16 protein-coding genes are annotated in these 19559 nt (G+C 71.3%); 7 read left to right on the forward strand and 9 right to left on the reverse strand.

The annotated features are described in order from the left end of the window. Nucleotides 1-2: 2 nt before the first annotated feature. Nucleotides 3-590 carry a papain-like cysteine protease family protein gene (locus ACWF79_RS12240; protein WP_453727998.1) on the reverse strand — a complete coding sequence of 196 codons (588 nt, stop codon included), beginning with the start codon at nt 588-590 and terminating at the stop codon, nt 3-5. 234 nt (nt 591-824) lie between these two features. On the opposite strand from ACWF79_RS12240, the gene ACWF79_RS12245 reads away from it, so the two are divergent. Further along, nucleotides 825-1754 (forward strand): hypothetical protein, encoded by a 930-nt coding sequence (locus tag ACWF79_RS12245; RefSeq protein ID WP_453727999.1) that lies wholly within the window; start codon nt 825-827, stop codon nt 1752-1754. A gap of 42 nt (nt 1755-1796) precedes the next feature. Here ACWF79_RS12245 and ACWF79_RS12250 read toward each other — a convergent pair whose 3' ends face one another. Next, complete coding sequence (locus ACWF79_RS12250) at nt 1797-2222, reverse strand: Rieske (2Fe-2S) protein (RefSeq protein WP_453728000.1); 426 nt, start codon at nt 2220-2222, stop codon at nt 1797-1799. A gap of 126 nt (nt 2223-2348) precedes the next feature. On the opposite strand from ACWF79_RS12250, the gene ACWF79_RS12255 reads away from it, so the two are divergent. Then, nucleotides 2349-3242 carry a carbohydrate kinase family protein gene (locus ACWF79_RS12255; protein WP_453728104.1) on the forward strand — a complete coding sequence of 298 codons (894 nt, stop codon included), beginning with the start codon at nt 2349-2351 and terminating at the stop codon, nt 3240-3242. A gap of 20 nt (nt 3243-3262) precedes the next feature. Here ACWF79_RS12255 and uvrA read toward each other — a convergent pair whose 3' ends face one another. Further along, nucleotides 3263-6256 (reverse strand): excinuclease ABC subunit UvrA, encoded by a 2994-nt coding sequence (gene uvrA / locus ACWF79_RS12260; RefSeq protein WP_453728001.1) that lies wholly within the window; start codon nt 6254-6256, stop codon nt 3263-3265. A gap of 218 nt (nt 6257-6474) precedes the next feature. Between uvrA and ACWF79_RS12265 the strand changes: the two genes are divergently transcribed. From ACWF79_RS12265 to ACWF79_RS12275, 3 genes are all read left to right on the forward strand, one after another. Continuing rightward, nucleotides 6475-7176 carry a maleylpyruvate isomerase family mycothiol-dependent enzyme gene (locus ACWF79_RS12265; protein WP_453728002.1) on the forward strand — a complete coding sequence of 234 codons (702 nt, stop codon included), beginning with the start codon at nt 6475-6477 and terminating at the stop codon, nt 7174-7176. 9 nt (nt 7177-7185) lie between these two features. Further along, nucleotides 7186-7842: an MBL fold metallo-hydrolase gene (locus ACWF79_RS12270; protein ID WP_453728003.1), complete on the forward strand. Its 657-nt coding sequence runs from the start codon at nt 7186-7188 to the stop codon at nt 7840-7842. Nucleotides 7843-8116: 274 nt separating this feature from the next. After that, complete coding sequence (locus tag ACWF79_RS12275; RefSeq protein ID WP_453728004.1) at nt 8117-9394, forward strand: MFS transporter; 1278 nt, start codon at nt 8117-8119, stop codon at nt 9392-9394. A 94-nt stretch (nt 9395-9488) separates the two neighbouring features. Here ACWF79_RS12275 and ACWF79_RS12280 read toward each other — a convergent pair whose 3' ends face one another. From ACWF79_RS12280 to ACWF79_RS12300, 5 genes are all read right to left on the reverse strand, one after another. Further along, nucleotides 9489-10508: a TerC family protein gene (locus tag ACWF79_RS12280; RefSeq protein WP_453728005.1), complete on the reverse strand. Its 1020-nt coding sequence runs from the start codon at nt 10506-10508 to the stop codon at nt 9489-9491. Nucleotides 10509-10740: 232 nt separating this feature from the next. After that, complete coding sequence (locus ACWF79_RS12285) at nt 10741-12666, reverse strand: TerD family protein (protein WP_453728006.1); 1926 nt, start codon at nt 12664-12666, stop codon at nt 10741-10743. Between the two features lie 92 nt (nt 12667-12758). After that, complete coding sequence (locus ACWF79_RS12290; RefSeq protein WP_401431825.1) at nt 12759-13337, reverse strand: TerD family protein; 579 nt, start codon at nt 13335-13337, stop codon at nt 12759-12761. A gap of 151 nt (nt 13338-13488) precedes the next feature. Continuing rightward, nucleotides 13489-15627 carry an excinuclease ABC subunit UvrB gene (uvrB, locus tag ACWF79_RS12295; RefSeq protein WP_453728007.1) on the reverse strand — a complete coding sequence of 713 codons (2139 nt, stop codon included), beginning with the start codon at nt 15625-15627 and terminating at the stop codon, nt 13489-13491. 72 nt (nt 15628-15699) lie between these two features. Beyond that, nucleotides 15700-16611 (reverse strand): MHYT domain-containing protein, encoded by a 912-nt coding sequence (locus tag ACWF79_RS12300; RefSeq protein WP_453728008.1) that lies wholly within the window; start codon nt 16609-16611, stop codon nt 15700-15702. Between the two features lie 193 nt (nt 16612-16804). On the opposite strand from ACWF79_RS12300, the gene ACWF79_RS12305 reads away from it, so the two are divergent. Both ACWF79_RS12305 and ACWF79_RS12310 read left to right on the forward strand, forming a co-directional pair. Continuing rightward, on the forward strand, nt 16805-17338 hold the full coding sequence (locus ACWF79_RS12305; protein ID WP_453728009.1) for a methylated-DNA--[protein]-cysteine S-methyltransferase: 534 nt from the start codon (nt 16805-16807) through the stop codon (nt 17336-17338). 131 nt (nt 17339-17469) lie between these two features. Continuing rightward, a complete protein-coding gene (locus ACWF79_RS12310) occupies nt 17470-18723 on the forward strand; it encodes an MFS transporter (RefSeq protein ID WP_453728105.1) in 1254 nt (417 codons plus the stop codon). An 87-nt stretch (nt 18724-18810) separates the two neighbouring features. Here ACWF79_RS12310 and ACWF79_RS12315 read toward each other — a convergent pair whose 3' ends face one another. Then, nucleotides 18811-19167 carry a cupin domain-containing protein gene (locus ACWF79_RS12315; protein ID WP_453728010.1) on the reverse strand — a complete coding sequence of 119 codons (357 nt, stop codon included), beginning with the start codon at nt 19165-19167 and terminating at the stop codon, nt 18811-18813. Between the last annotated feature and the right edge of the window lie 392 nt (nt 19168-19559).

A 19559-nucleotide genomic window follows, 5' to 3' on the forward strand; every position in this document is an offset into this window, starting at 1 on the left:
CGTCACGCCCCTATCCGGTAGAGCGAGTGCGTCCAGGAGAAGGAGCTGTTGTCCACGTACCAGGCGTGCGAGGCCCAGTTGTAGCGGTCGCTGGAGGGCCAGGGGTCGCCCCAGTAGACCCAGCTGTTGCTGTCGTCGTAGCCGTAGATCACATGCATGTGCCCGCCGCCGCTCGCCCACTGGATCCGTGTCTCGATCGGGCGGTCGGCGTTGATCTCGGTCTGCACGGTCGAGTACCGCAGCCAGCCCGTCACGTACGAGCCGGGGTTGACGCCCGCCCAGCGCAGGCCGGTCTGGACGTTGCCGAGCGTGGCCTGGTTGTTGGGGCAGTCGTAGCCCTGCTGGCGGTTGAAGGCGGCGTTGCAGAACTGGTTCTGGCTGTAGTTCCGGCCGAACCAGGTGGCGATCGTGTTGCCGCCGGCGGCCCAGCACCAGTTGGTCTTCTGCTGTGCCTGCATGGTGATGTTCAGCCGCTTGTACCCGAGGGCGGCGGTGTCCTCGGCCGTCGGCGCGGCGGTCGCCGACGACATGGGGAGCAGGAAGAGGGCGGCAGCGGCGAGTGCCGCCAAGGACAGCTTTCTACTGCGCATCGCGTTCCTCCCGAGGTGGGGGGTGGGGATGTGGGGAGTTGGAGGAGCGCGTCCGGACGCTGCTCAGGAGCATCGAACGTTGTCCGGATCCGGTCAACACGCTTCAATGCGGGATGACGGCGGGCTGTGAACGATGTGACCCGGGTGTGAACGCGCGCCCGGCGCCATCTGCGGGCCCGCCCCCGGCGGCGCGACGGTCCGCCGAGCCGTCGTGAACGTTCACTGAGGAGTCCCGTGGGACACACCGAGGCCGATCTGGCGCAGTTGCTGCACACCGGGCCGTTCCATCTGGCACTGCGCACGGCCTTCGCGGTGCGCGGCCTGCCGCTCCAGCGGGTGCAGCACCACCTGGCCCACCGGGGCGTCAAGGTCGGGGTGACCAGCCTCAGTTACTGGCAGCAGGGCGCCCGCCGCCCCCAGCGGCCGGAGTCGATGAAGGCCGTCCGCGCCCTGGAGGAGGTCCTTCAGCTGCCGGGGAACTCGCTGATCCGGCTGCTCACCGAGGACGCGGCCGCCCGCGGTGACGTGGAGCGGCCGGCGGCCCGTTCGTACCGCTCGCTGGTGGAGGCCTCGGGGGCGGTGGAGGCGCTGCTCGCCGAGCTCGAGTCGCCGGTGGACGGCGGGCTGCACACGGTCGGCCATCACGAGCGGGTACGGATAGGGGCGGCGCGGGAGCTGGTGGGGCGGGACTCGCAGCACGTGGTGCGGGCGCACCGGGACGGGATCGACCGCTATCTGGCCATCCACCACGGCGATCCGGGCTGCGATCCCTCGCGGGTGGAGGTCCGGGCGACGGAGAACTGCCGTACCGGGCGGGTGCGGTGGCACGCGGAGACGGGTGTCGTCGTCGCGGAGCTGCTGTTCGACGCGCGGCTGCGGGCCGGGGAGACGTACGTCTTCGGCTACGGATTCGAGGACGGGACCGGGGGCCCGTGCGGCGAGTACGTGCGGGGGTTCAGCTTCGCGGGCGGGCAGTACGTCCTGCAGGTGCGGTTCGACGAGGCGGCGCTGCCGGTGCGGTGCCGGCGCTTCGCGCAGGCCTCGGCGGGCGCGCCGCGCGGCGGCCGCTCGGATCTGACGCTGAGCGGGCGGCACCGCACGGTGCACCTGGTGGAGCAGGGGGTACGGCCGGGGATCCTGGGGATCGACTGGGACTGGGCGTAGGCGACCGCGCGCGGCGGCGCCTCATGCCACGGGACCCGCGCCTTACGCCTCCGGACCCGCGACGAGCTTTCCGCCCTCGACGCGGACCGGAACCTCGGGGAGCGGGACCGTCGCCGGGCCCTGGAGGGCCTTGCCGGTGGTGACGTCGAAGCGGCTGCCGTGGCAGGGGCAGTTGCCCTCGTTGTTCTCGATCTTGTCGAGGACGCAGCCGGCGTGGGTGCACTGGGCGCTGAAGGCCTTGTACTGACCCTCGGCCGGGCAGCTCACCAGGACGCGCTGCTCGCGGTAGAGCCTGGCTCCGCCGACGGGTACGTCCTCGGGGGCGCCGAGGGTCACCGGGGCGGTCGGGGTCGGGACCTGGGCGTGCCCGAGCTTGGACTCCGTGGAGCAGGCGGCGACACCCAGCCCGGCGGCACCCGCGAGGGCGGCGCCTTTCAGAACGGTGCGGCGGGTGGACTGGCCGGACATGAGCGCTCCACGGTGGGATCGGGGCAAGGGGTGACCGAACCGACGATACCGGCGCGTCCTGGCGGGCCTGCGCGGGGGCTGCGAGGGGGCTGTCGTGGCCGGTGGGGCATGGGTTACGTTCACGGCGTGATCGTCGTCGCCGGTGAGTCCTTGATCGATCTCGTCCCGGACGGGGCCGCGCCCGGGCCGATGGCCGCGCTGGTGCCCCGCAGAGGCGGGGGCCCGTACAACACGGCCGTGGCCCTCGGCCGGCTGGGCGCCGATGCCACCTTCTGCTCACGGGTGTCGACGGACGCGTTCGGCGAGGCCCTGATGGAGGGGCTGCGGGAGGCCGTGGTCGGGACGGGGCTCGTCCAGCGCGGACCGGAGCCGACGACGCTCGCGGTCGCCTCGGTGGGCGCGGACGGCTCGGCGGAGTACGGCTTCTACGTCGAGGGCACGGCCGACCGGCTCTTCGCACTGCCCGAGCGGCTGCCCGAGGGCGTACGGGCGGTGTCGTTCGGCACGTGTTCGCTGGCGCTGGAGCCGGGGGCGAGCGCGTACGAGGCGCTGCTGCGGCGGGAGTCGGGGCGGGGTGTCCTGACCTTCCTCGACCCCAACATCCGGCAGGGCCTGATCCCGGACGCGGCCGCCTACCGGGAGCGCTTCGCGTCCTGGCTGCCCCACGTCTCGCTTCTCAAGCTCTCGGAGGAGGACGCGGCCTGGCTGGGCGGCTCTCCGGCTCGGTGGCTGGAGCAAGGGCCGTTGGCGGTGGTCGTGACGCGCGGGGCGGGCGGCCTGACGGTGCACACGCCGTCCTGCGAGGTGTCGGTACCGGCGGTACGCGTCGAGGTCGCGGACACGATCGGCGCGGGCGACACGGTGAACGCCGCCCTGTTGCACGGCCTGGCCGACCGCCCGGTGACGTCCCTCGACGCCGACGACTGGTCGGCCCTCCTGACGTACGCGGCCCAGGCAGCGGCCCTGACGTGCACGCGCGCGGGCGCGGAACCCCCGTACGCGAACGAGCTGGGAACGTAGAGTTCCCAGCTCGTCACGCGTCACGCCTTGCGCGCTCGGCTCACCGTCTTCTTGGCCGCGGCCTTCTTCGCAGGTGCGGCCACCTTCTTCGCCGCCACCTTCTTCGCCGCCGCCTTCTTCGCGGCGCCGTTCGCCTTCCGCGCTGCCGGGACGCTCGCGTCGCTGATGCGGTCGGCGCCCAGGATCTCGCGGAGGAACTTGCCGGTGTGGCTCGCCGGGACCGAGGCGACCTCCTCCGGCGTGCCCTCGGCGATCACCAGACCACCGCCGCTGCCGCCCTCGGGGCCCATGTCGACGACCCAGTCCGCGGTCTTGATGACATCGAGATTGTGCTCGATGACGATCACCGAGTTGCCCTTGTCGACCAGCCCCGACAGGACCTTGATCAGCTTCGAGATGTCCTCGAAGTGCAGACCCGTCGTCGGCTCGTCCAGGACGTAGACCGTGCGGCCCGTCGAACGCTTCTGGAGCTCGGAGGCGAGCTTGACGCGCTGCGCCTCGCCGCCCGAGAGCGTCGGCGCGGACTGGCCGAGCCGGACGTACCCGAGGCCGACCTCGTTGAGCGTGCGCAGGTGGCGCGCGATCGTCGGGACCGCCTCGAAGAAGTCGAGCGCCTCCTCGATCGGCATGTCCAGGACCTCGGCGATGGACTTGCCCTTGTAGTGGACCTCCAGGGTCTCCCGGTTGTACCGGGCGCCGTGGCAGACCTCGCACGGGACGTAGACGTCCGGCAGGAAGTTCATCTCGATCTTGATCGTGCCGTCGCCGGAGCAGTTCTCGCAGCGGCCGCCCTTGACGTTGAAGGAGAACCGGCCCGGCAGATAGCCGCGGACCTTCGCCTCCATGGTCTCGGCGAAGAGCTTGCGGACGTGGTCGAAGACTCCGGTGTACGTCGCCGGGTTCGACCGCGGGGTGCGGCCGATCGGCGACTGGTCGACGTGCACGACCTTGTCGACGAGGTCGTCGCCGTCCACGCGCGTGTGTCGCCCGGGCACCGACTTGGCGCCGTTCAGCTCGCGCGCCAGGTGGGTGTAGAGGATGTCGTTGACCAGCGTCGACTTGCCCGAGCCGGAGACGCCGGTGACGGCCGTGAGGACGCCCAGCGGGAACGAGACGTCGATGTCCTGGAGGTTGTTCTCCCGGGCGCCGTGCACGGTGAGCCGGCGCGAGGGGTCCACGGGGCGGCGGATGTCCGGCGTCCCGATGGCCCTGCGCCCGGAGAGGTACTGCCCGGTCATCGACTCCTTGTTGGCGAGCAGCTCCTTCAAGGGGCCGGAGTGGACGACCTTGCCGCCGTGCTCACCCGCGCCGGGGCCGATGTCCACGACCCAGTCGGCGACCTTGATGGTGTCCTCGTCGTGCTCGACCACGATCAGTGTGTTGCCCATGTCCCGGAGCCGGACCAGGGTCTCGATGAGGCGGTGGTTGTCGCGCTGGTGGAGGCCGATGGACGGCTCGTCCAGGACGTAGAGCACGCCGACGAGACCGGAGCCGATCTGGGTGGCGAGCCGGATGCGCTGGGCCTCACCGCCGGAGAGCGTGCCGGCCGCGCGGTTGAGGGAGAGGTAGTCGAGGCCGACGTCGACGAGGAACCGCAGCCGCTCGTTGACCTCCTTCAGGACCCGCTCGGCGATCTTCTTGTCCCGGGCGTTCAGCTTCAGGCGGCCGAGGAACTCGGCACACTCGCTGATCGACATCGCGGAGACCTCGGCGATGGACCTCTCCATGACGGTGACGGCGAGCACGATCGGCTTCAGGCGGGTGCCCTCGCACGTCGGGCAGGGCACCTCGCGCATGTACCCCTCGAAGCGCTCACGGCTGGAGTCGCTCTCGGCCTCGCTGTGCCGCCGCTTGACGAAGGAGACCGCGCCCTCGAAGGCCGGGGTGGTGTACGCCCGCTCTCGTCCGTACCGGTTGCGGTAGCGGACCTCGACCTGGGTCTTGTGGCCGTACATCAGGGCCTTCTTGGCCCGCGCCGGGAGCGCGGCGTACGGCAGGTCCGTGCGGAAGCCGAGTGCCTGGGCGAGGCCGCCGATGAGCCGGCCGAAGTACTCCTTGGTGTGGCCGTGGGACCAGGGGTGGATGGCGCCGTCGTCGAGCGAGCGGTCCTCGTCCGGGACGATCAGCTCGGGGTCGACCTCCATGCGCGTGCCGATGCCCGTGCAGTCGGGGCAGGCGCCGAAGGGCGAGTTGAAGGAGAAGGAGCGCGGCTCCAGCTCTTCGAAGGAGAGGTCGTCGTACGGGCAGTAGAGGTGCTCCGAGTACATCCGCTCGCGCTCGGGGTCGTCCTCGGCGAGGTCGACGAAGTCCAGCACGATCATGCCGCCGGAGAGCCCGAGGGCCGTCTCGACGGAGTCGGTGAGCCGGCGCTTGGCGCTGTCCTTCACGGTGAGGCGGTCGACGACCACCTCGATCGTGTGCTTCTCCTGCTTCTTCAGCGTCGGCGGCTCGCTGAGCTGGATGGTCTGCCCGTCCACCCGGGCCCGGCTGTAGCCCTTGGTCTGGAGGTCGGCGAAGAGGTCGACGAACTCGCCCTTGCGCTCGCGCACGAGCGGCGAGAGGACCTGGAAGCGGCTGCCCTCGGGCAGCTCCAGGACCTTGTCGACGATGGCCTGCGGCGACTGGCGGGAGATCGGGCGGCGGCACTCGGGACAGTGCGGCTTGCCGATGCGGGCGAAGAGCAGGCGGAGGTAGTCGTAGACCTCGGTGATGGTGCCGACCGTCGAGCGCGGGTTGCGCGAGGTCGACTTCTGGTCGATGGAGACGGCGGGCGAGAGGCCCTCGATGAAGTCGACGTCCGGCTTGTCCATCTGACCGAGGAACTGCCGGGCGTACGACGAGAGCGACTCGACGTACCGACGCTGTCCCTCGGCGAAGATCGTGTCGAACGCGAGGGAGGACTTGCCCGACCCCGACAGCCCGGTGAAGACGATGAGGGAGTCACGGGGGAGGTCGAGCGAGACGTTCTTGAGGTTGTGCTCGCGAGCGCCACGAACGATGAGACGGTCGGCCACGCCGGTCCGCACCTTTCTTGAGAGAGCGGGGGCACAGAAGTGCGGGTCGCAGATATGCCTGGAGGTACCTGGTGGTGCCTGGATGTGCCTGGATGTGCCTGAGTACCCAACAACCAAGGATGCCGGATGCTTCCACCGAGCCTATAGCACGCACATTCGAATCTTGGCCTCGTTCCGACCGCTTCACCCGAACGAGTGGCGGCGCTAGGGTCGGCCTCATGATCGACCATGTGCGTGACCTGGCCTCTGTACGTGAAGCGACCGAGCGACTCCTCGACGCCGCCGCCTCCCTGGACAACGCGGCGGTCGCCGAGCCGTCACGGCTTCCCGGCTGGACCCGCGGCCATGTCCTGGCCCACATCGCCCGCAACGCCGACGCTCTGGTGAACGTTCTCCAGGGCCGCCCCATGTACCCCGACGCCGCCACCCGCGGCGCCGACATCGAGCGCGACGCCCCCCGGCCCCTCGCCGAGCAGCTCGCCGACATCCGCGCGAGCGCCGAGCGCTTCCAGGCAGCGGGCGCGGAGCCCGCCGACTGGGACCGGATCGTGGCGCTCCGCAACGGCGTCACGGACCGGGCGGCCCGCATCCCCTTCCGCCGCTGGGTGGAGGTGGACCTGCACCACGTCGACCTCGGGATCGGCTACGAGCTGGAGGACCTGCCGGAGGAGTTCGTCCTGCGGGAGATCGACTTCCTGACCGACCGCTGGTCGGGCCAGGCCGAGGTCCCGCCGGTGACGCTCCGCCTCGGACACGACGAGAGCGCCCCCAGTTGGAAGACCGGCGGCGACAAGGGCACCCCCGTCGTCCTCGCGGGCACCGGCGCCGAACTGCTCAGCTGGCTGTCCGGCCGGGGCGACGCCGGCGCCCACCTCGCGGTCCTCGCCGGCGACGGCCTCCCGGACCTCCCCCCGCTATAGGCTGAACCCATGACGTACAGCGGAGCTGTGAAGGTCGGCGGTCCCGCCGATGTGCACGAGTTGACGGACCTGATGATCTCCAAGGTCGCCGTCGGTCCGATGGACAACAACGCGTATCTGCTGCGCTGCCGGGCGACCGGCGAGCAGCTGCTCATCGACGCCGCCAACGAGGCCGGCACGCTCCTGACGCTGATCGGTGACGACGGCATCGCGTCCGTCGTCACCACCCACCAGCACGGCGACCACTGGCAGGCACTCGCCGAGGTCGTCGCGGCGACCGGCGCGCGCACGTACGCCGGGGCGTACGACGCCGAGGGCATCCCCGTCCCGACCGACGTCCTGGTCGAGGACGGCGACCCGATCACGGTCGGCCGGGTCACGCTGACCGCCCGCCGACTGGTCGGGCACACGCCCGGCTCGATCGCGCTGATCTACGACGACCCGCACGGTCACCCGCACGTCTTCACCGGCGACTGCCTCTTCCCCGGTGGCGTCGGGAACACCCGGAAGGACCCGAAGGCCTTCGCGAGCCTGATCCACGACGTGGAGACCAAGCTGTTCGCGGTCCTGCCGGACGAGAGCTGGGTGTACCCGGGCCACGGCAAGGACACCACGCTCGGTGACGAGCGACCGAGCCTGCCCGAGTGGCACGCACGGGGCTGGTGACACCCCTCGGGCGCCCCTGACCGGCGGAGGCGCACGGTCGATCACCATGTGCTCCCGCGCGCCCCCGTAACTCCGGCGCACGCCGGGTAGTTGGCGCGACATGCGCCATAGTCACTCTCCGCGTCCGTCCCCGGATCCGGACTCTCCGCCGCCGCACTCCGCCCAGGCCACGGCCGTCCCGGACGCGCCGTCCGATCCGCACGATCGGCGGACCGCGGACGCCCCGGGCGCCAACGGTTCCCCCGACGGCAAAGCCTCCCCCGCCGCTCCCTCCATGGCGCGGCTCGCCGCCGCCTCGCTCGTCGGCACGGCCATCGAGTTCTTCGACTTCTTCGTCTACGGGACCGCCGCCGCGCTCGTCCTCGGCCCGCTGTTCTTCCCGACCTTCTCCCCCGTCGCCGGGACCCTGGCCGCCTTCGGCACCTTCGCCGTCGGCTTCGTGGCCCGCCCGCTCGGCTCCGTGCTCTTCGGCCACATCGGCGACCGGTACGGGCGGCGCCCGGTCATGTTCGCCTCGCTGGTGCTCACCGGCTGCGCCACGGTGGCGGTCGGCCTCGTCCCGACGTACGCGACCCTCGGCATCGCCGCCCCCGCGCTGCTGCTCGTGCTGCGCTTCCTGCAGGGGCTCGGCCTGGGCGGCGAGTGGGGCGGGGCCGTCCTGCTCACCGCCGAGCACGCACCGGAGCGGCGGCGAGGGCTGTGGGCGAGCTTTCCGCAGATCGGCCCGCCGGTCGGCTTCCTCCTGGCGAACGGCGTGATGCTGGCGCTGTCGGCCACGCTCACCGACGCCCAGTTCCGGGAGTGGGGCTGGCGCGTGCCGTTCTGGGCGGCCGGGCTGCTCGCGGCCGGCGGACTGCTGCTGCGCTCGTCGCTGGCCGAGACCCCGCAGTTCGAGGAGCTGAGCGCGACCGGCCGGCGGGCGGACGCCCCGCTCACCGAGGTGGCGCGCGACCACTGGCGGCTGGTCCTGCTCACGGCCGGGGCGCTCGCCGTCGGGTACGCGGTCTTCTACACGGTCTCCACCTGGGCCCTGGCCTACGGCACCGAGCGGCTGGGGGTCGGCCGTACGACCATGCTGGTCTGCGTCATGGCGGCCGTGGCGATCTCGGGGATCGTGACGCCACCGGTGGCGATGCTCGGCGACCGGTTCGGCCGTCGTCCGCTCTGCCTGGCCGGATGCGCGGCCTCGGCGGTGTGGATGTTCCCGATGATCGCGCTGTTGCACACGGGACGGCCGCTGCTGATGTTCCTCGGGTTCGTCGGCGCGCTGCTGGCCTTCATCACGATGTTCGCGGTGATCGCCGCGTACCTCCCGGAGCTGTACGAGCCGAGGGTGCGGTGCACGGGCGCGGCGGTCGGCTACAACCTGGCGGGCGTCCTGGGCGGGGCGCTGACGCCGATCGTGGCGACGGCGCTCTCCGAGGGGGCGGGCCCGCCGTGGGGCGTGGCGGCGTATCTGACGGTGGTGGCGCTGGTGAGCCTGGGCTGCTTCGCGCTGCTGCCGGAGACCGTTCCGGTCCCGGCGGAGGTACCAGAGCGGGTGCCCGCGTAGAGCGTCTGGAGCGCCTGGAACGCGATGCGGCCGGTGCGGGCGGTGGTGAGCCGCCCGCACCGGCCGCGGTGCGTTCCTACGGTGTCGTACGCCGTCAGGCGTCGACGCTGTCCTTCTCGGTCTCCCCGGCCTCGGCGGCGGGGGACGTCGAGGCCTCGGCGGCCTCGCGCTGCGCCTGCCTCTTGGAGGCGATGAGGCTGGTGATCGTGGTGACGATCAGGACACCACAGATGACCGCGAGCGAGAACGGGATGGAGATCTCGGGGACGTGCACCCCGGACTCGTGCAGTGCGTGCAGCACCAGTTTCACGCCGATGAAGCCGAGGATCACCGACAGGCCGTAGCTGAGGTGGACCAGCTTCTTGAGCAGGCCGCCGATCAGGAAGTACAGCTGTCGCAGACCCATCAGGGCGAAGGCGTTGGCGGTGAAGACGATGTACGGGTCCTGGGTCAGGCCGAAGATCGCCGGGATCGAGTCGAGGGCGAAGAGGACGTCGGTCGTGCCGATGGCGAGCATGACGACCATCAGCGGCGTCAGCACCCGCTTGCCGTTGACCTTGATGAAGAGCTTCGTGCCGTGGTACTTGTCCGCGACGCCGAACTTCTTCTCGATGGTCTTGAGGAGACGGTTCTCCTCGAACTCGTCCTCCTCCTCGTCGGAGCGCGCCTCCTGGATGAGCTTCCAGGCGGTGTAGATCAGGAACGCGCCGAAGATGTAGAAGACCCAGGAGAAGCTGGCGATGATCGCGGCGCCGGCGGCGATGAAGATCGCGCGCAGGACCAGGGCGATCAGCACCCCCACGAGCAGCACACGCTGCTGGAGGTGGGAGGGCACCGAGAACTTCGCCATGATCAGGACGAAGACGAAGAGGTTGTCGACGCTGAGCGACTTCTCGGTGATGAATCCGGCGAAGAACTCACCGGACGCCTGGCTGTTGCCGAAGAACAGCAGGCCGAGGCCGAACAGGACGGCCAGGACGATCCAGACGATCGACCAGATTCCGGCTTCCTTGACCGACACGTCGTGGGGCTTGCGCCCGATGAAGAAGTCGATCGCGATGAGGGCGCCCAGACCAAGAATGGTCAGCACCCAGAGAGTCGTTGAAACGTCCACTGCGCCTCCGGCGTCGTACGGCTACTGATCAGCGTCGTCGCTGCCGGAGGTCTCTTCCACCCAGGCCGTACGCGACGGGCCGGGCCGACGCCCCGGGATCGTCCCCGCTCGGGGTACGTCCGTATTGACGGGAACGCCGCGCAACGGGGAGTACTCCCCTCCGCGCCAAGAAGACTACCCGAAGAACCAAGAGAAGGTAAAGGGATGGGTAAAGAGGACCCAAAGGCGCAGGTCAGCGGCCCCACTGGCGACGGGACTCGGCCACCTGCGCGAGGACCTGGGACAGCACCCGGCTGCCCGCCGGGAAGCGCGGCGGCTCGTACGTCCAGGCATGGCCGACCCACGGATCGGCGAGGTGGTCGTCCGGCACCGGGGTGATCCGCAGCAGCGAACGCCACAGCGGATCGAGCACCGGACCGTACGCGGAGGCGTCCTCGCGGTCCGCGACCATCAGGAGGTGGACGCCGACCGCCGGGCCCTCGTCCGCGAGGTACCGGAGCCGGGTCACCGCACGGTCGTCGAAGCCGTGCGGGAAGTCATGGACGATCAGCAACTGCTCGGCGGTGTCCAGACCGGGCGGCAGCGCGTCGGGGGCGCCCGCCCGCAGCGCCATCTGCACCAGGTCGACCCGTTCGGTGAGCTGGGCGAGGACGGCCGAGACCCCGGCCGCTCCGGCGGCCGGCGGGCCGGCCAGCACGCCCGCCTCGACCAGCGGGGCGAGCGCCGCGGCGCCCGAGCCCGCCGGGTCGACGACATGGACCGTGAACTCTCCGGGCGGGTACACGGCGAGCAGCCGCGCCGCGTGCGCGACCGCGGTCTCCATCGCGAGCCGCCGCAGCTCGGCCTCGTCGAGCAGCCCCGCCGCCTCGGAGTGCCCGCGTCCCGCGTCCACCCACAGCCCGCGCTCCAGCGGGAGCCGGACCAGCATCGGGATGCGCAGATCGGTCCGCTCGGGGAGGTGGAGATCGCCGAGGCGTACGGCCATCGGGGCCTCCATGGGGACCCGGTAGGCGTGCCAGACGGGGTTGTCCCAGCGGGCGTAGGCGGCGGGCAGCGCCGGTTCGACGACCTCGGACTCGGCGGCCAGCTGGTCCAGGTCCCGGTCCAGGACCTCCTGGGCGCGCGCGGTGAGTTCGTCGTGCTTGGCGCGGGCCGCCTGGCGGGCGGCGTCCCCGGCGCCGCCGATGCGGCTGCGCGGGTCGGAGAGCACGCCGTCGAGCTCCTTGTCGAGCCGGGACTCGGCGAAGTCGCAGGCGCTGCGGTACGCGGCGGTGGTGCGGGCGAGGTCCTCGAACATGCCCCACACCTGGTTGTAGAGCCGCTCGTCCATGGACCAGCCGCCGGCGTCTCCCGCGACGGGGACGGGCGGGGCCTGCCGAGGCGGCTCGGGGGCGGCCGCGCGGCGGGGGTGGGCGTAGCTGATGGGGCCGCCACCCGTGCTCGTCGGCGTCGTTGAGGACGGCGGGGGCGGTGACGTCGGCGAGCTCACCGGCAGCGTCGGCGCCGGGTCCGCCACGGGCCTCGGCTCGGCGGCCGTCGTCGGCGCCGAGTGGCGTACGCGCTCGGCCTCGGGGACACGCGGCGGCGGGGCGGAGACCGAGCGGGCCGCGCCCCGGGACACGGCCTCCAGGATCGAGGCGGCCAGGTCGGCGGGGCGCTGGAGCCCCTGGTCTCCGAGCATCGCGGCGAGACCGCCCTCGTACCCCTGACCCATGGCGCGCACCTTCCAGGCGCCCTGGCGTCGGTACAGCTCCAGGGCGACGACGGCGGATTCGCGGTCGAGGCCGGTGACCGTGTACGTGGCGATCTCGGTGCCGTCGAGGCCCGTGACGGCGACGAAGGGGGCCGCGAGGGCGCCGAAGCGCGTGGGTCCGCCGATGCCGACGGGCAGCGCCAGCAGGACCGAGAGACGGTGCACGGTGGCCGGGACGGCGTCCAGGTCGACGGCGAGGCGGTGGTCGGCGGCGGCCTGCTGGGAGACCTCGACGCCGGGCAGCGCGGGCGAGCCGGGGTGGGCGATCCACTCGATCCCGGCGACCCGGCCCCCTTCGTCGGCAAGGGTGGCTCCGGCGACGACCGGATGTCCGGCCGAGACCCGGATCTCCAGTCGGGTGTCGGGCAGGGGGTGGTTCTGCCCCCGGACCAGCTCGGCCGTCATCGGCTCTGTCCCCTCGGATGTGAATGGTGATGCGGGACAGCTCCCGGCGGCCTGCTGCCTCCGGGAGCTGTGGACGGGTGTGCGGTGCCGGACTAAAGGTGCGGCAGGATCGCGGGCATGAGGTCCTGGAACGTCCGGCCGTTGGCCGGGTTGCCCAGGGCCGTCATCTGCCAGCCCGAGCCCGCCCGGTGCACCTTCGCCATGATCTGCGCGGTGTACTGGCCGCCGCCGTCCAGGGTGTAGCGCGCGAGCTCCTGGCCGTTCGTCTCGTCGACGATCCGGCAGAAGGCGTTCTGCACCTCCTGGAAGGTCTGTCCGGTGAAGGAGTTCACCGTGAAGACGATCTGGTCGATGTGGACGGGGACGCGCTGGAGGTCGACCAGGATCGACTCGTCGTCACCGCCCGAGCCCGCGCCGCCCACCAGGTTGTCACCGGTGTGCCGGACCGAGCCGTCGTCACTGACCAGGTGACGGAAGAAGACCACGTCGACCGGCTGCTTGTCGGCGAAGAGCACCGCGGAGGCGTCCAGGTCGATCTCACGCGTACGCGAACCGAACAGGCCGCGACGGGGCGCCGCCTGCCAGCCGAGTCCCATCCGTACGGACGTCAGGCTGCCGCCGCCCTGCTTCTCCAGGCTGATGGCCTGACCCTTGGTCATGTTGACCGTCACGCGCTGTCCCCTCTCTAGCGATCCCCGCCGCCGCCTCCGCTGTGCGTGCGGTTGTGCAGCACCCTACGCAGGGGCACTGACAACGCAGGAGTGAGGGCGCGGTTTTGTGTCGGTCTTGCAACACACCGGACGCCCGGAGGCGCCCCGGGCGTCACGCGAGTCCCGCCTCCTTCATCTGGCGCAACTCCTTCTTCAGCTCTCCCACTTCGTCCCGCAGCCGGGCGGCGACCTCGAACTGCAGCTCCGCCGCGGCGGCGCGCATCCGGTCGGTCATCTCCTCGATGATCGCGGCGAGTTCGGTCGCCGGGCGGTCGCCGAGCTCGACCGTGGAGCCCGCGGAGCCGCCCTTGGCCTTGCCCTTGGGCGCGTGCGCGGCGAGGGAGGGGACAGGTGCCTTGGCGCCCTTGCCGTCCTTCCCCTGGCGGTAGCCGGTGCCGAGGAGCTGCTCGGTGTCGACCTCTTCGCGGGCGATGGTGGCCACGATGTCGTTGATCTTCTTGCGGAGCGGCTGCGGGTCGATGCCGTTGGCCGTGTTGTACGCGACCTGCTTCTCGCGGCGGCGGTTGGTCTCGTCGATGGCCTTCTCCATCGCCGGCGTGACGGTGTCCGCGTACATGTGGACCTGTCCGGAGACGTTGCGCGCCGCGCGGCCGATGGTCTGGATCAGCGAGGTGCCCGAGCGCAGGAAGCCCTGCTTGTCGGCGTCGAGGATGGCGACGAGCGAGACCTCGGGCAGGTCGAGGCCCTCACGGAGCAGGTTGATGCCGACCAGGACGTCGTACTCGCCGGCCCGCAGCTCGCGCAGCAGCTCGATGCGGCGCAGGGTGTCGACATCGCTGTGCAGATAGCGGACCTGGATGCCGAGCTCCAGGAAGTAGTCGGTGAGGTCCTCGGCCATCTTCTTGGTGAGCGTGGTGACGAGGACCCGCTCGTCCTTCTCGGTACGCAGCCGGATCTCGTGGACCAGGTCGTCGATCTGGCCCTCGGTGGGCTTGACGACGACCTCGGGGTCGACGAGGCCGGTGGGGCGGATGATCTGCTCCACGAAGCCGTCGGAGCGCGACAGCTCGTACGTGCCGGGGGTGGCCGAGAGGTAGACGGTCTGGCCGATCCGCTCCTGGAACTCCTCCCACTTCAACGGGCGGTTGTCGAGCGCGGAGGGCAGCCGGAAGCCGTGGTCGACCAGGGTCCGCTTGCGGGAGGCGTCACCCTCGTACATGGCGCCGATCTGCGGCACGGTGACGTGCGACTCGTCGATGACCAGCAGGAAGTCCTCGGGGAAGTAGTCGAGGAGCGTGTTCGGGGCGGAGCCGGGCTCGCGGTCGTCGAAGTGCATCGAGTAGTTCTCGATGCCGGAGCAGGAGCCGATCTGGCGCATCATCTCGATGTCGTACGTGGTGCGCATGCGCAGACGCTGGGCCTCCAGCATCTTGCCCTGCTTCTCCAGCTCGGCGAGCCTGACCTCCAGCTCGCGCTCGATGCCGTTGACCGCCTTCTCCATGCGCTCGGGTCCCGCCACGTAGTGGCTGGCGGGGAAGACGTACAGCTCTGTGTCGTCGCTGATGACCTCGCCGGTGAGCGGGTGGAGGGTGGAGAGCGCCTCGATCTCGTCGCCGAACATCTCGATACGGACGGCGAGCTCCTCGTAGACCGGGAAGATCTCGATGGTGTCGCCGCGGACCCGGAAGGTGCCCCGGGTGAACGCCAGGTCGTTGCGCGTGTACTGGATGTCGACGAAGCGGCGCAGCAGCTGGTCCCGGTCGATCTCCTCGCCGACCTTGAGCGGGACCATCCGGTCCACGTACTCCTGAGGGGTGCCCAGGCCGTAGATGCAGGAGACGGAGGCGACCACGACGACGTCCCGGCGGGTCAGCAGCGAGTTCGTCGCGGAGTGGCGCAGCCGCTCGACCTCCTCGTTGATCGAGGAGTCCTTCTCGATGTAGGTGTCCGACTGCGGGACGTACGCCTCGGGCTGGTAGTAGTCGTAGTACGAGACGAAGTACTCGACCGCGTTGTTCGGCAGGAGCTCGCGGAACTCGTTGGCCAGCTGGGCGGCCAGCGTCTTGTTCGGCGCCATCACGAGTGTGGGGCGCTGCAGCTTCTCGATCATCCACGCGGTGGTCGCGGACTTTCCGGTGCCGGTCGCGCCGAGGAGGACGACGTCCTTCTCACCCGCGCGGATGCGCCGGTCGAGCTCGGCGATCGCCGCGGGCTGGTCGCCGCTGGGCTGGTAGGGGCTGACGACCTCGAAGGGCGCCACCGTACGTTCGATCTGGGAAACGGGCCGCATGGAACCACCGTACGACCCCCCACTGACAGTCGGGCCGCCAACGGCTCAAGGGGGCGCTCGGAGGCCCGCTTCTCACCACTCCTGGGAGCGATGCGCGCCCCGGCCGGCGCTCTTGCGGACGCCACGCGCAGCGCGTCCCGGGGGCCGCCGGGCGGACCAGTTCGCGGGCTCGCCGTAGGCCGGAGCGCGGCGCGGGGCGGGCACGCCGGGCCGGCGGGGGCCGTGGGCGGTGGGGCGCTGCCAGTCCGGTTCGCCCATCACGAGCAGCGGGTCGAACATGACGACCACGGCGGCGAGGAGCAGGAAGACGGCGGGGCCGATCAGCATCGGCAGGAGGAGCGAGGTGGCGGTGTCGCCGCCGTCCGCGCCGTCGCCCAGGCCGTGGACATGGACGTTGACGGCGGCCATGGCGGTGTAGTGCATGCCGCTGACGGCGAGGCCCATCACGAGGCTGGCGCCGACGCTGGCCAGGAATCCGTGGACCGAGACGGCCGCCCAGAGTGCGGTGGTGGCCGCGACGACGGCGATCATGACGGAAAGGGCGACGGTGAGCGTGTCGTAGTCGATGGTCCCCTGGAGCCGCATTCCGGCCATGCCGAGGTAGTGCATGGTCGCGACGCCGAGGCCGGTGATGGTGCCGCCGGTGACCAGGGTGAGCGGGGTGGCGCCGCGGTAGCCGACGATGAAGATGCCGATGCCGACCATCAGGATGGCGACGCCCAGGCTGGCGAAGGTGATGGGGCGGTCGTAGCTGATGGGCGCCTGGTCGACGGAGAAACCGATCATGGCGATGAAGTGCATCGTCCAGATCCCGGTCCCTATCGACGTGGCCCCCAGGGCGAGCCAGCCGGCTTTGAAGGTGTCGCGGTGACGCAGGGATCTTGTGGTGCAGCGCAGGCCCAGGGCTCCGCCGAGGCAGGCCATGAGAAAGGCGGCGACCGGTGTGACGAGGCCGTAACTGAAACCGTCGACCGTGCCCTGCATGAGCGTCCGTCCTCCACCCCGTGGTTCACGTCGTCCGAAATCAGTCGGTACCGCTGAGTAGTGCTACCGGGGCGAGATTATGGCGCGCCGGGGGCCGTGCGACCACGAGGTCCGGGAATTGGCGGCGGTGAGACCGAGACGAGACCGGGCCGTGATGACCGCGATGTCAGTGGCCGGTCGTACGGTGAGGTCCATGGACACCACGGTGGAATGGGCGGTCGTGCCGAGTGACGTCGGCCCGCTGCTGCTCGCGGCGACCGATCGCGGCCTGGTGAGCGTGGTCTTCCACGCCGACGAGGCGGTGCGGGAGGCGGCGGTCGACCGGCTGGCGGGGCGGCTCGGCGCGGAGCCGGTGCACACCGCCACGGGCCGGCTCGCCGAGCCGATACGGCAGCTCGGCGAGTACTTCGCGGGAGCGCGGAAGGCGTTCGACCTGCCGCTCGACTGGACGCTGACGACGGACTTCAACCGCCAGGTGCTGCGTGAGCTGGCGGAGGGGGTGCCGTTCGGGGCGGTCGTCGGGTACGGGGACATGGCGAAGCGGGTCGGGCAGCCGGGCGCCGCCCAGGCGGTGGGGGCGGCGATGGGCGCCAACCCGCTGCCACTGGTCGTGCCGTGCCACCGGGTGGTGGAGAGCGACGGCGGGATCGGCGGCTTCGGAGGCGGCCTGGAGACCAAGCGGACGCTGCTGGCACTGGAGGGCGTACTGCCGCAGCCGCTCTTCTAGGGGCCGGCGGGGCATTCTCGGGAGCGGGGGCGCCTGGCACACTCACGTCGGTGACCAACAGCCCCGATGCCCCTGACGCAGCTGACGCCACCGGCGCTCATACCGGCCCCGCCGACGCGCTTCCGACCGAAATACCCGAGCCCGTTCCGGCGGCCGCCGGGCGGATACAGGCGCTCCGGCGGCGCACGCAGGCCGTTCTGATCGCCGGCCAGATCCTCGGCGGACTCGGCATCGCCACCGGTATCGCCCTCGCCGCCGTCCTGGCCAAGGACGTCAGTGGCTCGGAGGCGCTGTCGGGCCTCGCCTCGACGGCCTCGGTGGCCGGTCCCGCGCTGCTCGCGATGCCGCTGGCCGCCCTCATGGGTGCGCGCGGGCGGCGGCCGGGACTCGTCCTGGCCTATCTGATCGGGGCGCTCGGCGCCGGAGTGGTCGTCCTCGGGGCGGTCGTCGACAGCTTCCCGCTGCTCCTCGCGGGTCTTGTCGGGTTCGGCGCCGCGTCCTCGGCGAACCTCGCGGCCCGGTTCGCCGCCGCCGACCTCGCCGAACCGGACCGTAGGGGGCGGGCCATCTCCACGGTCGTCTGGGCCACGACCATCGGCGCGGTCCTCGGGCCCAACATCGCCGCGCCCGCCGGTCAGAGCGTGGCCGGGCTCGGCATCCCCGCGGCGGCCGGACCCTTCGTCTGGGCGGCCGGCGTCTTCATCGTCGCCGCGCTCGTGGTGGCGGTGCTGCTGCGCCCCGACCCGCTGCTGACGGCCCGCGCGCTGGCGGCGCCCGAGGAGGACCAGGAGGCCGACGCCCGCTCGCTGAAGGCGGGCATGCGGGCCGTACGGAAGTCCCCCGGCGCCCGCCTCGCGCTGGTGACCGTGGCCGCCTCGCACACGGCGATGGTCTCGATCATGTCGATGACCCCGGTGGCGCTGAGCCACCACGGCGCCGGGATCCAGCTGATCGGCCTGGTGATCAGCGGCCACATCGCCGGCATGTACGCCTTCTCGCCCCTCATGGGCTGGCTGTCGGACCGCCTCGGCCGGCTCTCCGTCATCGGGCTCGCGGTCGGACTCCTCTCCGTGGCCGCGCTCCTCGCCGGCACGGCGGGCCCGAGCCACGGGCAGATCGGGGCGGGGCTCTTCGTTCTGGGGCTCGGCTGGTCGGCGGGCCTGGTGTCAGGCTCGGCCCTGCTCACGGACTCCGTGCCCCAGGCCGCCCGGGCCGCGGTGCAGGGCCTGTCGGACTTCATCATGAACACCGCCGCCGGAGTCGGCGGCCTGATGGCCGGGCTGATCGTGGCCGAGGCGGGCTACGGCTGGCTGAACGTGGTGGGCGCGTGCCTGCTGCTGCCGATGGCGGCGCTGGCGGTACGCGGAGTCCTGCGACGAGCCTGACCGCCCCTGCCGGCGGCGGATATTGGATATCGGATCCATGATCATGGATATCGGATCATGGATCCTGGATCCAATGTCCCCGGGCGCTCAGAGACTGATGTGGTACGCCTTGCGCAGCGTCTCGTGGACCGTCCAGGTGGTCCGGTCCCCCTCGCGCAGCACACACGCGTCACCCGGGCCGATCTCCAGCGTGGCACCGCCCTCGACGGCGACGGTGGCGCGCCCGCTGACGACGACGAAGAGCTCGTTGGCCTCCGTGTCGGTCACCACGCCGGGGGTGATCTGCCAGATGCCGCGCACCTGCGTGCCGTCGGCGGACTCCCAGAGGACCTTGCCGGTCACCTCGGGCGTTCCGGAGACGATCTGGGCGGGGTCGAGCGGCTCGGGCTCCAGCTCCGCGTCGGGGATGTGGACCGCGAAGGAGGGCTGGTCGTGTGTCGTCATGGGCGGTGACTGTAGCGGGGGCTCAGGGCCGGTCCACGGCCGGGACGGGCTGGAGGAATCGACTCCACTTCCCTTCTGACCAGGAGACTTCGCCGGACCGCCCACCGGCGACGGAATCCGAAGTACAGCCTGCGGGCAGCGCCCGAGGGGGCGGAGCTGGGCTCCTGCCGGAGCCCGGGGCAGGCGCTCGCCGCCCCGGCCGGTCACGACGGGGGCCCGGCCACCGATTTCGTACACGGTGCCGGACGCCCCCCAGTTGGCGTATCTCGGGTCGTAGCCGACCGGCCCGGCGACGTATAGGTGACAGATGGACACCTCGGCCCCCTCGGGGGCGGAATCGCTCATACGCGCACACCGCCGAGGGCGGCGTCGCGGCGCCGCACGGCCGAAAA

Source organism: Streptomyces sp. NPDC054975 (assembly GCF_053609105.1).

What these genes read in the sequence shown, in the direction of transcription:
- ACWF79_RS12240 (WP_453727998.1), bottom strand. Translation starts at nt 590, where the DNA reads ATGCGCAGTAGAAAGCTGTCCTTGGCGGCACTCGCCGCTGCCGCCCTC.
- ACWF79_RS12250 (WP_453728000.1), bottom strand. Translation starts at nt 2,222, where the DNA reads ATGTCCGGCCAGTCCACCCGCCGCACCGTTCTGAAAGGCGCCGCCCTC.
- ACWF79_RS12265 (WP_453728002.1), top strand. Translation starts at nt 6,475, where the DNA reads ATGATCGACCATGTGCGTGACCTGGCCTCTGTACGTGAAGCGACCGAG.
- ACWF79_RS12270 (WP_453728003.1), top strand. Translation starts at nt 7,186, where the DNA reads ATGACGTACAGCGGAGCTGTGAAGGTCGGCGGTCCCGCCGATGTGCAC.
- ACWF79_RS12275 (WP_453728004.1), top strand. Translation starts at nt 8,117, where the DNA reads ATGGCGCGGCTCGCCGCCGCCTCGCTCGTCGGCACGGCCATCGAGTTC.
- ACWF79_RS12285 (WP_453728006.1), bottom strand. Translation starts at nt 12,666, where the DNA reads ATGACGGCCGAGCTGGTCCGGGGGCAGAACCACCCCCTGCCCGACACC.
- uvrB (WP_453728007.1), bottom strand. Translation starts at nt 15,627, where the DNA reads ATGCGGCCCGTTTCCCAGATCGAACGTACGGTGGCGCCCTTCGAGGTC.
- ACWF79_RS12300 (WP_453728008.1), bottom strand. Translation starts at nt 16,611, where the DNA reads ATGCAGGGCACGGTCGACGGTTTCAGTTACGGCCTCGTCACACCGGTC.
- ACWF79_RS12305 (WP_453728009.1), top strand. Translation starts at nt 16,805, where the DNA reads ATGGACACCACGGTGGAATGGGCGGTCGTGCCGAGTGACGTCGGCCCG.
- ACWF79_RS12315 (WP_453728010.1), bottom strand. Translation starts at nt 19,167, where the DNA reads ATGACGACACACGACCAGCCCTCCTTCGCGGTCCACATCCCCGACGCG.